Origin of the sequence: Leclercia sp. UBA7405 (genome assembly GCF_037152215.1) — a bacterium.
GTDB lineage: Bacteria > Pseudomonadota > Gammaproteobacteria > Enterobacterales > Enterobacteriaceae > Enterobacter > Enterobacter pneumoniae.
In genome coordinates, this window is the sequence record NZ_JBBCMR010000018.1 from 1 (window position 1) to 512 (window position 512).

Annotated in this window: 1 tRNA gene and 2 rRNA genes; all 3 read left to right on the plus strand. The window is 47.9% G+C overall.

What is annotated here, in order from left to right:
- A 16S ribosomal RNA gene (locus tag WFN75_RS22495) occupies positions 1-67 on the plus strand; the annotation flags it as partial.
- 85 nt (positions 68-152) lie between these two features.
- Positions 153-228 (plus strand) — tRNA-Glu (locus tag WFN75_RS22500).
- Between the two features lie 193 nt (positions 229-421).
- Positions 422-512, plus strand: a 23S ribosomal RNA gene (locus WFN75_RS22505); the annotation flags it as partial.

Genomic DNA, 512 nt, shown 5'->3' on the forward strand with positions numbered 1-512 from the left:
ATTCATGACTGGGGTGAAGTCGTAACAAGGTAACCGTAGGGGAACCTGCGGTTGGATCACCTCCTTACCTTAAAGAACCTGCCTTTGTAGTGTCCACACAGATTGTCTGATAGATGTAAAGAAGCAAGGCGTCTTGCGATTGAGACTTTAGTGTCCCCTTCGTCTAGAGGCCCAGGACACCGCCCTTTCACGGCGGTAACAGGGGTTCGAATCCCCTAGGGGACGCCACTTGCTGGTTTGTGAGTGAAAGTCACCTGCCTCAATATCTCAAAACTAACTCAGTGAGTTATGTTTGAGATATTTGCTCTTTAAAAATCTGGATCAAGCTGAAAATTGAAACGACACACAGTTAATGTGTGTTCGAGTCTCTCAAATTTTCGCAAGTCGATGGTGAATCGAAAGAAACATCTTCGGGTTGTGAGGTTAAGCGACTAAGCGTACACGGTGGATGCCCTGGCAGTCAGAGGCGATGAAGGACGTGCTAATCTGCGAAAAGCGCCGGCGAGGTGATA